Source organism: Pseudomonas sputi (assembly GCF_021603585.1).
In the GTDB taxonomy this organism is placed as follows: domain Bacteria; phylum Pseudomonadota; class Gammaproteobacteria; order Pseudomonadales; family Pseudomonadaceae; genus Aquipseudomonas; species Aquipseudomonas sputi.
The window spans coordinates 1-255 of the sequence record NZ_BQHI01000088.1; the positions used below are offsets into that span (position 1 = coordinate 1).

Annotated in this window: 1 protein-coding gene; it reads left to right on the forward strand. The window is 65.5% G+C overall.

The window, feature by feature from the left end:
* A partial coding sequence (locus tag L6D81_RS29410) for a DUF6531 domain-containing protein (protein ID WP_236183008.1) occupies positions 1 to 255 on the forward strand: 255 nt, incomplete at both ends.

Genomic DNA, 255 nt, shown 5'->3' on the forward strand with positions numbered 1-255 from the left:
TTGTACCGCAGCAGTGCCGCCGAGATCGATGTCGGGTTGGGGTTCGGCTGGAGCCATTCGCTGGCGCATCGGCTGGAGGTCGATGGCGCTGCGGTGGTCTGGGTTGACCATGAGAACCGGCGCACGCGGTTTCCATTGCCGAGCGTCGAGCGGCCGGCGATTCACAACAGCTTGTCGCGGGCGGCGATCTTTCTCGGGGATGAGCCGCAGGAGCTGATTGTTGCGCTGGCCGGGGACGCGGCGCGGTTTTATCAC